Genomic DNA, 14627 nt, shown 5'->3' with positions numbered 1-14627 from the left:
AGACAATGATCTCGGGATTTGGGAGTGGGGTAGCCCACGACCGGCAGGATGCTAGGGATACAGATCAAGGCTCGTCCGGTGCTGCGGGGAAGTGGCTTCTGGACAAGGATCAGGGTCAAAGGATATCGGACACAGGGAGGTGTCCAAGGACGAGCTGGGAGCGGGCGGCCTACGGGCCGCCTTTTTCGTGTCTGAATGCTCGCCAAAAGGTTTCCCGGCACACTTGGTCAGCGTGCCGGGTGGCATGGGAGGGAATGGCGTTTCAGCGCTCCAGATACTGTAGCTTGTCGGACTTGCCGTCCCATTCCTCGGCTTCCGGCAGCGGATCCTTCTTCTCGGTAATATTGGGCCAGACTTCCGCAAGCTCGGTATTGATCTCGAGAAACTCTTTCTGATCGTCCGGTAGCTCATCTTCCGAATAGATGGCTTCGGCGGGGCACTCGGGCTCGCACAGGGCACAATCAATGCACTCGTCGGGGTGAATGACCAGGAAGTTCGGCCCTTCGTAGAAACAGTCGACCGGACAGACCTCGACGCAATCGGTGTACTTGCAACGAATGCAGTTTTCGGTAACGACGAACGTCATGGGGTGTCTCCCTCAATCTTGGTGTTCCGGTGCGGCGGGCGCCGGGATCTCATCAGCCAGTTATAAGTGATCGAAGCCTATATAAGGCTTGATTCTAAAATGGGGCCATTCTAGAGTCCCCCGCCATTCATCGGCAAGCGAGCATTATGATCGTTTGGGCATGAGGAAATAGCCTGCCTCATGCAGCCCCGATGCAGGCTAGACGCTCTCGCGCCAACGGTAGAGCAATTCCAGTGCCTGGCGCGGCGACAGCTCATCCAGCGCCAGGCCAGCGAGTTCCTCGACGACCGGGTGAGGCGACGTGGCGAACAGGTCGGGTTGCTGGGGAGTCGGGGATGCCAGCGTCGTGCCGTGGGCCGGCTTACGCTGGCCCTGGTCGACTTCCTGCTGTTCGAGGCCCGCCAGCTTCTCGCGGGCCCTGGCAATCACCGCCTGCGGCACCCCGGCCAGTTGCGCCACCTGCAGGCCGTAGCTCTGGCTGGCAGGCCCTTCCTCGACACGGTGCATGAAGACGATGCCGTCGCGATGCTCGGCCGCCGTCAGGTGGACGTTGGCCACACCCTCCATCTGCTCGGCCAGCGCCGTCATCTCGAAGTAGTGTGTGGCGAACAGCGTGAACGCCTTCACGCGGGCCAGATGCTCGGCGCTGGCCCAGGCCAGCGACAGGCCGTCGAAGGTACTGGTACCACGCCCGATCTCATCCATAAGCACCAGGCTCTGATCGGTGGCGTTGTGCAGGATGCTGGCGGTTTCGGTCATCTCGACCATGAACGTCGAGCGGCCGCCGGCCAGGTCGTCGCTGGAGCCGATGCGCGTGAAGATACGATCCAGCGGGCCGATCTCTGCACGGTCGGCGGGCACGAAGCTGCCGCAATGAGCGAGCAGGGCGATCAGTGCAGCCTGGCGCATGTAGGTGGACTTGCCGCCCATGTTGGGCCCGGTGATCACCAGCATGTGGCGGCGCGGGTCGAGCTTGAGATCATTGGGCACGAACGGCCGGTCGCTGACATGCTCGACGACCGGGTGGCGCCCGCCCTCGATGCATAGCCCCGGTGTGTCGAGCAGTTGCGGACGCACGAAATCCAGCGCCTGGGCGCGTTCGGCGAAGGCCGCCAGCACGTCGAGGGCGGCCAGCGAGCGTCCGGTGGCCTGCAGGGCGTCGAGGTCGGCATTGAGCGTGTCGAGCAGGCTCTCATAGAGCAGCTTTTCGCGGGCCAAGGCGCGCGACTTGGCCGACAGCGCCTTGTCCTCGAACTCCTTGAGCTCGGGAATGATGAAGCGCTCGGCGTTCTTGAGCGTCTGGCGACGAATGTAGTCGGCCGGTGCCTCGCGGGCCTGGGCGCGGGGGATCTCGATGTAGTAACCGTGTACGCGGTTGTAGCCGACCTTGAGCCCGGCCAGCCCGGTGCGCTCGCGCTCGCGGGTTTCCAGCTTGATCAGGTAGTCGCCGGCGTGCTCGGCCAGGCCGCGATACTCGTCGAGTTCCTCGTCGAAACCTTCGGCGAGTACGCCACCGTCACGAATCACCACGGGCGGGTTGTCGACCAGGGCGCGGGTCAGCGTGCCGGCGAGTTCGGGGTAGGGGCGGATGTGGCGGCGCAGCTCGTCGAGGGCTGTACCTTCGTCGAGTTCGCTCAGTTCGTGTTGCAGCTCCGGCAGGGCGTTGAGCGCATCGCGCAGGCGTGCCAGGTCGCGCGGGCGGGCGCTGCGCAACGCGACCCTGGCCAGGATGCGCTCCACGTCGCCAATCTGCTTGAGCCTGTCGCGCAGGCTCACGAAGCCCTCCTGGGCCAGCAGCAGTTGCACGGCGGCCTGGCGGGCGGCGACGTGCTCGCGGTTGCGCAGCGGGCGGTTGAGCCAGCGCTTGAGCAGACGCGAGCCCATTGCCGTGGCGGTGGTGTCGAGGACACTGGCCAGGGTGTTGTCGCCGGTGCCGCCAAGGTTGGTGTCGATTTCCAGGTTGCGGCGGCTGGCAGCATCGATCACGACCGCATCGTCACGACTTTCCACGCCCAGGGCAGTGACGTGCGGCAGGCGCGAACGCTGGGTATCACGGGCATAGTCGACCAGCACCCCGGCAGCGGTGATGGCGCATTCCAGGTGGGCACAGCCGAAACCGCGCAGGTCGGCGACGCCGAACTGGTCGCACAGCAGACGGTTCGAGGACTCCAGGTCGAACAACCATTCGCTCTGGCGCTTGAGTCCGGCACGGTCGGCCAGTGCCGGGGCCAGCTCGAGCCCGTCGGCGATCAGCAGTTCCGCCGGCGCCAGGCGGTGCACCTCGGCGAGCATGTCCGCCTCGCCATCGACCTCGAGCACGCTGAAGCGGCCACTGGACAGTTCCAGCCAGGCCAGGCCCCAGCGTTCGCCCTGACAGTGAAGCGCCAGCAGCAGATTGTCGCGCTTGGCGTCGAGCAGCGCCTCATCGTGCAGCGTGCCGGGAGTGACAATGCGCACCACCTTACGCTCCACCGGGCCCTTGCTGGTCGCGGGATCGCCCATCTGCTCGCAGATCGCCACCGATTCGCCGGCACGTACCAGGCGCGCCAGGTAACCCTCGGCGCTGTGATAGGGCACCCCGGCCATGGGAATCGGCTTGCCCCCCGACTGGCCGCGCTGGGTCAGGGTAATGTCGAGCAACTGGGCAGCACGACGGGCGTCGTCGTAGAACAGCTCGTAGAAGTCACCCATGCGATAGAAGAGCAGTACGTCGGGATGCTCGCGCTTGATCTTCAGGTATTGCGCCATCATCGGCGTGTGCTGGGCACGTTTCGTCTCGACCGCGTCTTGCATGAGGCTGGCATTTCCCGTGTGGCTATGGGCGTATCACGCTGGGGCATTTGCTGGTCGGCCATTCTATCGTAGTCCGATGGGGCGTCGACAGGTCGACATACGCCTGTGGTTCCCGGTCAAGTCGTCTACGCTCCAAGTGGTGCGCTCCATAAACAGGGAAAAGGAACGCGGAGCGCTCGACGCGCAGGTAACTGAACCAGGGAGTGGACGTGGTCAAGGCAGCTCGACGGATCCTCGTGACGCTGGCCTGTATCGTGGTATTGCTGGTGGCCGGCATGCTTCTTCTCGAGTCGCAGTGGGCTCGTGGCTGGCTGGAAGGCCAGATCAGTCAGCGCCTGAACGGGCGCAATGTCGAGATCGGCAGCCTGGATATCGGCTGGGGATGGCCGCTGACCGTGCATCTCGAGGACATCACTGTAGCCAATCCCGACTGGGCAGCCCACGACCAGATGCTCGATATCGAGGCGCTGGATATCGCCGTGAATCCCGGTGCACTGATGACGGGCCAGCTCGAACTGGAGCGTCTCGGGCTCAGCCATCCTGAAATCCATCTTGCCAGGCGCGAGGATGGCACGTCGAATTGGGGAGCGCTGACCGGTCAACAGGATCAGCAGGGTGGCGGCGGTCTTGGCATCAGTCCCGATGTCCTCAAAATCGACGATGGTCACCTGACCTACCGGGATCCCACCCTCGATGCGGACCTGAGCGTGGACTTCCGAACCCGCAGCAACGATGACGGTACTCGCGAACTGATGGTCGAGGCGCAGGGAACCTTCCAGGGTCTGCCGCTCGAGCTCAGTGGTCACGGTGGCTCCCCATCCCGGGCCCTGGCAGGCAATAACGGCAATGCGTATCCCCTCATGATGCAAGGCCAACTCGGCCAACTACAGGCAAGTTTCGATGGGCGGCTTCGTGATATCTCGCAACCCGCCAGCCTGGAAGGACAGCTGGACGTGTCCGCTCCCCAGGCGGCGAACCTGGCGAAAATGCTCGGGCGCCCTTCGCTTGAGCTACCCGCGCTGGAACTGCACGGCAAGATTGGCCATCAGGACGATCAATGGTCGCTACAGAATGCCACCGCCCAGCTAGGCGAAACCCAGGTAGAGGGCTCGGTGAGTATCGCCACGGGAGGAGAGCGGCCCACGATCGACGCCCAGCTTCATGCCGATCGTCTCGATCTGTCGAGCTGGGGCCTGTTCGAGGGCAACGATCAGGCTCGGCAGTCTGCCCAGGAGCGCTCGGGCCAGTCCAGACCGTGGGACCAGCGCCTGGCCCAACAGCTTGCGCCGTTGCAGAAGTACGATGCCCAGTTCGACTTGACGGTCGACCGACTCGCTTATGCCGATACAACGCTTCAGGATGTGGCTCTGAAAGGGGCTCTGGATCAGGGAACGCTGGATATCCAGCGCCTGCATGCCGCCCAGGATCGTCCTCAGGGTCAGGGGGAGCTGACAGCGCAGGGCCAGCTCGAGGTACGCGACGAAACGCTGACCGCCGACCTCGAGGCGCAGCTTTCCAAGCTCGACATGGACAAGGCCCTGGCCCCACTGGGCTATGATGGGCTGGGAACCTGGAGTGGGAAGGTCGGTGTAACACTGCCAGCCAACGCTGCGTCGCAGGGCAACCGCCCGCAGCTCGATGCTCAGCTCGACATTGGGCATCTCGATCTCACGCAGTTGGGTCTCATGCCCCAGGACGGCGAGTCGCAGGCGTCGCATGGCACCGGTGAGAAACCTGCCTGGGATCGTCAACTGGCGCAGCAGTTGGCACCGCTGCAACGCGTCGATGCCCGGATCGATCTGACGGTTGACCGGCTGAGCTATGGCAACAGCCAGCTCAGCGACGTGGCGCTGCAGGGCAGCCTGGAGGCAGGCACGCTGGACATTGAGCGCCTGCATGCCACTCAATCTCAGGATCAAGCAAGAGGGCCGGGTGAATTGAGCGCCCAGGGCCAGGTCGAGATTCGCGACAGTACGCTCACCGCCGACCTCGAGGCTCAGTTGGACCAGGTCGACATGAATGATGCGTTGGCACCGTTCGGCTACGCTGGCCTGGGCACCTGGGATGGCCAGGTCGGCCTGCAATTGCCGCCCGATGCTGCGGCACAGGGCAACCGTCCGACCATCGAGGCTCAACTCGACATCGATCACTTGGACCTGGCGCAACTGGGCGTGACGCAGGGATCCGATGAAGAGGCAGCCCAGGATGGTGAGGCGCCGTCAGACAGTGCCGCCTGGGACCGCGACCTGGCGGAAGGGCTCGAGCCGCTGCGGCGTTTCAATGCCCAGGCCGACCTGTCGATAGACCGGTTGAGCTACGGCGACACCCAACTGCGCAATGTTGCGCTGCAGGGAAGTCTCGAAGCGGGGCGCCTGGACGTGCAGAACCTGCACCTGGAACAGGATCAGGGGACGCTGACGGCTCAGGGGGTGCTGAGCATCCAGCCTCAGACACTGGGCGGTGATATCGATGCGCAACTGTCCCGGTTCGACTTGGGTGAGGCGCTGGCGCCGCTGGGCAATCGTGACCTGGGCACATTGGACGGCCGGCTGAATGTGCGCCTCGAGGAGGGCGAGTTGATAGCCGACAATACGTCGGTGGATTACCGGCTGCCCTCGCAGGACCTGTTCCTGCACATCAATGCCGATGCCATCGACCTGGCCGGCTCTTCGGCGCCGGGTGTTCGTCTGCAAGGCCGTGGCCGGCACAACGGCAAGCCGTTCGAATACGACCTGAAGGTCGGGCCACTGTTCAACCTGCGCAACCCCGGCAAGCCGTATCCCGTCCAGGGGCAGGTCACGTCCGAGCAATCCCGGCTTTACGTGGACGGCACGATCGAGAAGCCGCTTGAGCTTGGACGCATTCGAACGTCATTCGAGCTGTCCGGGCCCAATCCGGCCCGTCTCAACACCCTGACGGGGCTCAACTTTCCTGCCTTGCCGCCATACGAGCTGCGTGGCGAACTGCGGGTCAGGGACGATCTGGTCCGTATGCTGAATTTCGATGGCACCTTCGGCAACAGCGATATCAATGGCGACATGCGACTGCGACTGGGGGAGCGCGACATGCTCTGGGCAACGTTGCATTCGCAACGCCTGGACCTGGATGACCTGGCGCCGCTGACCGGCAGCCCGCCCGAGACAGGAAGCGGGGAATCCGCATCGCCCGCCCAGCAGGCTCGGGCTCGCCAGGAAGGAGGCCGGCAAGATCTGTTCTCCGATCGCCAGTGGGATTTGCAGGGATTGCGCCGGATGGACGCGCATGTCGTCTATAGCGCTGACAACGTGGACTCCGAATACGTCCCCCTGTCCGACGTGTCACTGGATCTGACGCTGGAAAATGGCGTATTGACTCTCGATCCATTGCGCATGGGACTCGGGGGCGGAACGGTTGTCGCCCAGTTGCGGCTGGATGCCCATGGTCAGGTACTGGACGGTAATCTCGACCTGTCGGTACGCCAGGTCAATCTCAAGCCGGTCCTGCGGCGTGCCGGGGCGTCGGAAGTCGCCGAGGACTCGGCGGGTACCTTGGGTGGTCAGGGGCAGGTGCGCTTCGCTGGCGGCTCGATGGACGAGGTCATGGCGAGCCTGAACGGCCGGCTGGAATTGGCCATGTCCGGCGGGCGGCTGGACATGCTGTTGCTGGAGGGTGTCGGCCTAGACGCGGGCGAAGCGCTGATGGCCGCGTTGGCCGATGCCGACAAGGTGCCCTTGCGCTGCGCCTACACCCGTCTCGATGCCGAAAGCGGTATTGCCAGGGTCGATCAGTTTTTCATCAGTACCGTGGATTCGAACATTACCGGTGGTGGCGAGATCGACCTGGATCACGAGCGGCTGGACCTGGCTTTCGAGGCACACCCCAAGGACCCCAGCCTGCTGGCCTCCGACTCACCGGTCCAGGTTCAGGGTCCGCTCACTGAACCCCAGGTGGACGTGGTGTCCGGGGAACTGATCGCGCGGGGCGTGCTTTCCCTGCTGGGGGCTGTGGTCGCGCCGCCGCTGGCGATCCTACCCTGGGTGGAGCCGGGCCTGGGCGAGGGCGCGGGTCCCGGCTGCCAGCAGGTGCTCGACGAGTCACGCATGGCACAGCCAGCGTCAGGAACCTGAGGGCGGGCCAGGCTTCTGTTAAGCTCCCTGCATGGCTTTCTGACGAGGACTCCGCGTGAGCGACAACGTGGCTAATGATGCTGAATTGCATGCACTCAGCGAGCGCCTGCAGCGGGCCTGCCTGGCACAACGCCTGTCGGTGACCACCGCCGAGTCGTGTACCGGCGGCGGCGTGGCCAGTGCCATTACCGATATTGCCGGCAGTTCCGCATATTTCGAGACCGGGTATGTCACCTATTCCAACTCCGCCAAGACGCGTTTGCTGAATGTGCCGCCGGCAACCCTCGAAACCTGCGGTGCGGTCAGCCGCGAGACGGTGATCGCCATGGTTGTCGGCGCCTGTCGCGAAAGCGGTGCCGACCTCGGCGTGGCCATCAGCGGCGTTGCCGGGCCAGGCGGCGGTAGTCCGGAAAAGCCGGTGGGTACGGTGTGGTTCGCCTGGGGCGATGTTCACGACCAGCAGGCGACTTGTCTGCATCTCGCCGGGGACCGCCGGGCAGTGCGCGAGCAGGCGGTGCGCGTGGCCTTGGAAGGGCTGATCCGCTGGATCGAAGCCGCATGAGTCGCTCCGGGAGGAGAAGAATTTATGCGTGCCGGGAGTAGGCGAGTGACGAATTTTTCGTCATAATACTGTCTAGCCATACAGTGATTGGAGTGCCAGTCGACGCTGGCATGCGAGCCCAGAGCCGGGTATCGCGCCAACCTACACGTGCTATCAGGAGACATTCATGGCACAGGACGATAACCGTTCCAAAGCGCTCAACGCGGCGCTCTCGCAGATCGAGCGTCAGTTTGGCAAAGGCACCGTGATGCGCTTGGGCGACACGCCCCGTGTGACGATGCCGTCGATTTCCACCGGCTCGCTGGGGCTAGACATTGCTCTGGGCATCGGCGGCCTGCCATTGGGCCGCGTCGTCGAGATTTTCGGGCCGGAGTCCTCGGGCAAGACCACGCTGACGCTGTCGGTGATCGCCCAGGCCCAGAGGCAGGGCAAGACCTGCGCCTTCATCGATGCCGAGCACGCACTCGATCCGAGCTATGCCGAAAAACTGGGCGTCAACCTCGACGACCTGCTGGTCTCGCAGCCGGATACCGGCGAGCAGGCACTGGAGATCTGCGACATGCTGGTGCGCTCCGGCGGGGTCGACGTGATCATCATCGACTCGGTGGCGGCACTGACGCCACGTGCCGAGATCGAAGGCGAGATGGGCGACTCCCACGTTGGTCTGCAGGCCCGCCTGATGTCCCAAGCCTTGCGCAAGATCACTGGCAACATCAAGAACGCCAACTGCATGGTGGTGTTCATCAACCAGATCCGCATGAAGATCGGCGTGATGTTCGGTAGCCCCGAAACCACCACCGGCGGTAACGCGCTCAAGTTCTACTCCAGTGTGCGCCTCGATATTCGCCGCACCGGCTCGGTCAAGCAGGGTGACGAGGTGACCGGCAACGAGACCCGCGTCAAGGTGGTCAAGAACAAGGTGTCGCCGCCGTTCCGCCAGGCCGAGTTCCAGATCCTCTACGGCAAGGGCATCTATCATGCCGGCGAGGTGATTGACCTGGGCGTGCAGTGCAAGCTGGTCGACAAGGCGGGTGCCTGGTACAGCTACCAGGGCAACAAGATCGGTCAGGGCAAGGCCAACGCGGCCCAGTTCCTCGAGGACAATCCGGCGATCATGGAAGAGATCGAGAGCCAGATCCGGGCCCAACTGCTGGCTAGCGTCGAGCCCAAGGCCAAGGATGCCGAGCCGGCAGCCCAGGAAGCGGCGGCCCTCGACGACGATAGCGACGACACGCTGCTCTAAGGTTCGTCATGACCGACGCGGCCACGCCCCAGGCAAACTCGCCTCGCGACGATGCCATCCGTCTGCTGGCCCGACGTGAGTATGCTCGCGCCGAGCTGGAGCGACGCTTGGCCGCCAAGGGACATGCACCGCAAGCCATCGGGCAAGCCCTTGATTCGCTGGCCGAGGAGGGGCTGCAGTGCGATGCGCGTTTCGCCGAAATCTTCGTGCGTTCGCGTGTAGCCCGCGGGCAGGGGCCGATCAAGATTCGTGCCGAACTCGGCGAGCGAGGCATCGCCGCCGAGCAGGCCCGCCAGGCCTTCGCCGAGGCCGAGTGCCGTGAGGCGGTGGATTGGTTCGCGCTGGCCTGCGAGACCTTGGCCAAGCGTTTTTCCGGCCCCGGCGAGGGGTCACGTGAACGCGCCCGGCGGGAACGCTTCCTTGCCGGGCGCGGCTTCGACTTCGACCAGGTTCGCCACGCGCTGGCGCATGCCTGGGATCGCGACTGATTCCCTCCTTCCCCTTTATTGCCCCTTTAGTCGCTTGACAAGTGCGTTATACTAATGCGCCTTGTTACGGCCCCGGGTGGCGCCTTTTCGTTAACGCCAGGCCATCGGCTGCCCAGGTTCTGGGTAGTGGCCGCTCGCCCGCAGCGCCCAAACGCTCATTTTCACGGGTTTTCTATGAAAAGCGCAGACATCAGACAGGCCTTCTTGAGCTTCTTCGAAGAGCAGGGGCATACCATCGTACCGTCGAGCTCGCTGGTGCCCGACAACGATCCAACCCTGCTGTTCACCAATGCCGGCATGGTGCCGTTCAAGGACGTCTTCCTGGGGCGCGATCCGCGTCCCTACGTGCGTGCGACCTCGGCGCAGCGCTGCGTGCGCGCGGGCGGCAAGCACAACGACCTCGACAACGTCGGTTATACCGCACGTCACCACACGTTCTTCGAAATGCTGGGCAACTTCAGCTTCGGCGACTACTTCAAGCGCGATGCGATCCGCTTTGCCTGGACGTTTCTTACCGAGCGCCTGGGCCTGCCCGCCGAGAAGCTGTGGGTCACGGTGCATGTCAGTGACGACGAGGCCGAGACGATCTGGAAGGAAGAGATCGGTATCGACCCCGAACGCTTCTCGCGACTCGACGAGGACAACTTCTGGCAGATGGGCGACACCGGTCCCTGCGGTCCGTCGTCGGAGATCTTCTTCGATCACGGCCCCGACGTCTTTGGTGGTCCTCCCGGTAGTCCGGACGAGGATGGCGATCGCTACATCGAGATCTGGAACCTGGTGTTCATGCAGTTCGACCGCGATGCCGCGGGCAACCTGAATCCGCTGCCCAAGCCGTCCATCGATACCGGCATGGGGCTGGAGCGTGTCGCTGCAGTGCTGCAGGGCGTGCACTCCAACTACGAGATCGACCTGTTCCAGAGCCTGCTCGAGGCCGCTGCCGAGATCATCGGGCATGCGGACACCACGACGCCGTCGCTGCGTGTTATCGCCGACCATATCCGTTCCTGCGCGTTCCTGATCACCGATGGCGTACTGCCATCCAACGAAGGGCGCGGCTACGTACTGCGCCGGATCATTCGCCGCGCCATCCGTCACGGACACAAGCTTGGTGCTCGCGAGCCGTTCTTCCACAAGCTGGTCGCGGCGCTGGATGCCGAGATGGGCGAGGCCTACCCGGAGCTGCGCAAGGCGCGTGCGCAGATCGAGAAGGTCCTGCTCAAGGAAGAAGAGCAATTTGCACGCACGCTCGATCATGGCATGGGCCTGCTCGAAGCGGCGCTTGGCGAACTGGACGGTGACACATTGCCCGGCGAGACCGTCTTCAAGCTCTACGATACCTACGGCTTTCCCTACGACCTGACGGCCGATATCTGCCGCGAGCGCGGCGTGACGCTGGATGAGACGGGCTTCCAGCGCGAACTCGAAGCCCAGCGCGAACGCGCACGTGCCGCGAGCCAGTTCGGTGCCGACTACTCGGCCAGCGTCGATGTCGAAGGCAAGACTGAATTTACCGGTTACGAGCGGCTCGAGGACGAGTCCCGTGTCACCGCGCTAATCGATGAGAGCGGCAACGCCCTGGCCGAACTCGACGAGGGGGCCAAGGGCGTGGTGGTGCTCGATCGTACCCCGTTCTACGGTGAGTCGGGCGGTCAGGCCGGCGATACCGGCTATCTCGAGGCTGACGGGGTGCGCTTCCAGGTCACCGATACGCAGAAGCAATCCGGCCACCATCTGCACCATGGGGTCGTCGTCCAGGGGCGCCTGAGTGTGGGCGCCACGTTGCGCCCGCGCGTCGACGCCAGCCTGCGTGCCGCGACCATGCGCAACCACTCGGCGACCCACCTGCTTCACGAGGCGCTCAAGCGCGTGCTTGGCGAGCATGTCCAGCAGAAAGGCTCATTGGTCACCGCCGATCGCCTGCGCTTCGACTTCAGTCACTTCGAGGCCATGACCCGCGAACAACTGGCCGAAGTCGAGGCCATCGTCAACCAGCAGGTCCTGGCCAACGCCGATACGTGCATCGAGCACATGACGCTCGACGAGGCCAAGGCCAAGGGCGCGGCAGCCCTGTTCGAGGCCAAGTACGGCGACGACGTACGCGTACTGACGATCGGGGCCGATGGTTTCTCCATCGAATTGTGCGGCGGCACCCACGTCATGCGCAGCGGCGACATCGGTGCCTTCCACATCCTCGCTGAGACCGGCATCGCTGCCGGCGTGCGGCGCATCGAGGCGGTGACCGGCGAAGGGGCGCTCGATTATTTCCGCGATCAGGAAGCCAGCCTGGTGCGCATCGGCGAGCGCCTCAAGGCCAAGCCCGAACAGGTCGAGGAGCGTGTCGAGTCGCTGATCGAGCGCAACCGTACGCTGGAGAAGGAGCTGGAACGACTCAAGGGCAAGCTGGCCAGTGCGGCGGGCAATGACATGCTGGCCGACGTCCGCGACATCGCCGGGGTCAAGGTGCTGGCCAAGCAGGTCGAGGGCGTGTCCGGCAAGGAACTGCGTGGCCTGATGGACCAGCTCAAGAACAAGCTGGGCTCCGGCATCCTGGTGCTGGGTGCGACGGAGGGCAGCAAGGTCAGCCTGATCGCCGGGGTGACCGACGATTTGACCTCACGCATCCGCGCCGGTGATCTGGTCAATCACGTTGCGGCGCAGGTCGGCGGCAAGGGGGGCGGTCGTGCTGACATGGCCCAGGCGGGCGGCAGCGACAGCGGCGCCTTGCCCGGTGCGCTGGACAGCGTTCCTGGTTGGGTCTCGTCGCAACTGGGCTAGAATCGAGTCAAGGGCCGGCTGGCAATCGCCTCGGCCCTTTCTTTGTGTTTGACGTTCGGGCTTTGTAATAGACGTTCGGGTTTCGACGTTTTCATTCACGAACCACGGATAGGCATGTTATGGCGCTATACGTACAGAAATTCGGCGGCACCTCGGTGGGCTCGGTAGAGCGCATCAAGGCCGTGGCCGACAAGGTCAAGCGATTTCGTGACGAGGGTCACCAGGTCGTGGTCGTCGTTTCGGCAATGAGCGGCGAGACCAACCGTCTCATCGAACTCGCTGGACAGATCAATGACGAGCCGACGCCGCGCGAGATGGACATGCTGGTGTCCACCGGTGAGCAGGTGACGATTTCGCTATTGGCCATGGCTCTGCAGAAGCTGGGCGTGCCGGCGACTTCCTACACCGGGGCGCAGGTTGGCATCCAGACCGACAGTGCGCACACCAAGGCGCGCATCCAGCGCATCGAGACCGATGAGCTGCGCGAGGATCTCGACGAAGGCAAGGTCGTCGTCGTGGCCGGTTTCCAGGGGGTCGACGAGGAAGGCAACATCACCACGTTGGGTCGTGGCGGTTCGGACACTACCGGCGTGGCGCTGGCCGCGGCGCTCAAGGCCGATGAATGCCAGATCTATACCGATGTCGACGGTGTCTATACCACCGACCCGCGCGTCTGTTCCAAGGCCCAGCGTCTCGAGACCATCACTGTCGAGGAGATGCTCGAGCTGGCCAGCCTGGGCTCCAAGGTCCTGCAGATCCGTGCCGTCGAGTTCGCCGGCAAGTACAACGTACCCCTGCGCGTGCTATCCAGCTTCGAGGATGGCCCGGGGACCCTGATCGTCGCTGAATCAGATGAAGAAGAGGATTCCATGGAAGAGCCGCTCATTTCCGGCATCGCCTTTACTGCCAACGAAGCCAAGCTGACCCTGCTTAACACCCCGGACGTGCCGGGCGTGGCTTCGCGTATCCTGGGCCCGATCGCCGACGCCAACATCGAAGTCGACATGATCGTCCAGAACGTGGCGCCGGCAGGTGACTACACCGACTTTACCTTTACTGTCGCCAAGGGCGACTACAAGCAGACCATGAAGATCCTCAAGGATCAGGTCATTCCCGATCTCGGGGGTGGTGAGCTGCGTGGCGATGACAATATCGCCAAGGTGTCTCTCGTCGGTGTCGGCATGCGCTCCCATGCTGGGGTGGCATCCAAGATGTTCCGTGTTCTGGCTGAAGAAAACATCAACATCCGCATGGTGTCGACCTCGGAAATCAAGATTTCCGTGGTGATCGACGAGAAGCAGATGGAACTGGCCGTGCGTGCCCTGCACAAGGCCTTCGGCCTGGACAAAGACAGCGTAGAAAGCGAGTAACGGGGTGCAGAGTTGTACATGCGTTCTACGCTGGGGGTGTAAGGATACCGAAAGGGTTTAATTGCTCTTTCATTCAACGAAACGATCAGGTGTCATACGCCCGCAAATTGGTCTCCGGGCCGCACATGTCGCATAATCGTGCCGGCTCGGGGACAAATAGGCGCAGTGCACCCCGTTGGAAAGACGTCTGAAAGGAGATCAGCATGCTCATCCTGACTCGCCGTGTTGGCGAAACGTTAATGATAGGTGACGAAATTACCGTCACCGTGCTAGGTGTGAAAGGCAACCAGGTGCGTATCGGCGTCAATGCGCCGAAGGACGTTGCGGTACATCGTGAAGAAATCTATCAGCGCATACAGCGCGAGCGATTCGATGACGATGACAATAGCGGTAATCGTTGAAGTGTAGCGGGGAGTTGTGACAGCAAGAAAACAAGAGGTACCAGGGCCCCGCTAGACGACCGAACGGGAACGGGGGAGCTCGAATATTCAGGCTGATGTCATTACCGCTTTCAGAAAAATCCTGCTTGAGGGTGGACAACGGCCAGCAGAATCGGTAACCTACGCGCCGTGTTGATGAGGGAGAGATGGCCGAGTGGCTGAAGGCGCTCCCCTGCTAAGGGAGTATAGGGTTTATAGCCCTATCGAGGGTTCGAATCCCTCTCTCTCCGCCATTCAGTAACTGGAATTGGCATCAACATA

General features: G+C 63.3%; 9 protein-coding genes and 1 tRNA gene. 8 read left to right on the top strand and 2 right to left on the bottom strand.

The annotated features are described in order from the left end of the window. Positions 1–262 precede the first annotated feature (262 nt). Both fdxA and mutS read right to left on the bottom strand, forming a co-directional pair. Positions 263–586 (bottom strand): ferredoxin FdxA, encoded by a 324-nt coding sequence (gene fdxA, locus BM194_RS07210; RefSeq protein ID WP_092845220.1) that lies wholly within the window; start codon positions 584–586, stop codon positions 263–265. A gap of 198 nt (positions 587–784) precedes the next feature. Further along, the gene (gene mutS / locus BM194_RS07205) at positions 785–3379 is read right to left on the bottom strand and encodes a DNA mismatch repair protein MutS (RefSeq protein WP_092845218.1); all 2595 of its coding nucleotides are present in this window, start codon (positions 3377–3379) and stop codon (positions 785–787) included. Positions 3380–3588: 209 nt separating this feature from the next. On the opposite strand from mutS, the gene BM194_RS07200 reads away from it, so the two are divergent. From BM194_RS07200 to BM194_RS07165, 8 genes are all read left to right on the top strand, one after another. Then, on the top strand, positions 3589–7485 hold the full coding sequence (locus BM194_RS07200) for an AsmA family protein (protein ID WP_143097578.1): 3897 nt from the start codon (positions 3589–3591) through the stop codon (positions 7483–7485). Between the two features lie 55 nt (positions 7486–7540). After that, complete coding sequence (locus BM194_RS07195; RefSeq protein ID WP_177223364.1) at positions 7541–8047, top strand: CinA family protein; 507 nt, start codon at positions 7541–7543, stop codon at positions 8045–8047. 166 nt (positions 8048–8213) lie between these two features. After that, positions 8214–9290, top strand: a complete 1077-nt coding sequence (gene recA, locus BM194_RS07190) for a recombinase RecA (RefSeq protein WP_092845214.1) — start codon at positions 8214–8216, stop codon at positions 9288–9290. A gap of 8 nt (positions 9291–9298) precedes the next feature. Next, positions 9299–9778 carry a regulatory protein RecX gene (locus BM194_RS07185; RefSeq protein ID WP_092845212.1) on the top strand — a complete coding sequence of 160 codons (480 nt, stop codon included), beginning with the start codon at positions 9299–9301 and terminating at the stop codon, positions 9776–9778. Positions 9779–9952: 174 nt separating this feature from the next. Further along, positions 9953–12556 carry an alanine--tRNA ligase gene (gene alaS / locus BM194_RS07180; protein WP_092845210.1) on the top strand — a complete coding sequence of 868 codons (2604 nt, stop codon included), beginning with the start codon at positions 9953–9955 and terminating at the stop codon, positions 12554–12556. 119 nt (positions 12557–12675) lie between these two features. Then, positions 12676–13926 carry an aspartate kinase gene (locus tag BM194_RS07175; protein WP_092845208.1) on the top strand — a complete coding sequence of 417 codons (1251 nt, stop codon included), beginning with the start codon at positions 12676–12678 and terminating at the stop codon, positions 13924–13926. Positions 13927–14129: 203 nt separating this feature from the next. Continuing rightward, positions 14130–14327: a carbon storage regulator CsrA gene (gene csrA / locus BM194_RS07170; protein WP_092845206.1), complete on the top strand. Its 198-nt coding sequence runs from the start codon at positions 14130–14132 to the stop codon at positions 14325–14327. Positions 14328–14506: 179 nt separating this feature from the next. Beyond that, positions 14507–14599 (top strand) — tRNA-Ser (locus BM194_RS07165). Positions 14600–14627 lie beyond the last annotated feature (28 nt).

Origin of the sequence: Modicisalibacter xianhensis (genome assembly GCF_900113605.1) — a bacterium.
Classification (GTDB): Bacteria; Pseudomonadota; Gammaproteobacteria; order Pseudomonadales; family Halomonadaceae; genus Modicisalibacter; species Modicisalibacter xianhensis.
Note: the sequence above shows the minus strand (reverse complement) of the source record. Positions and strands in the feature narration are given on the sequence as shown.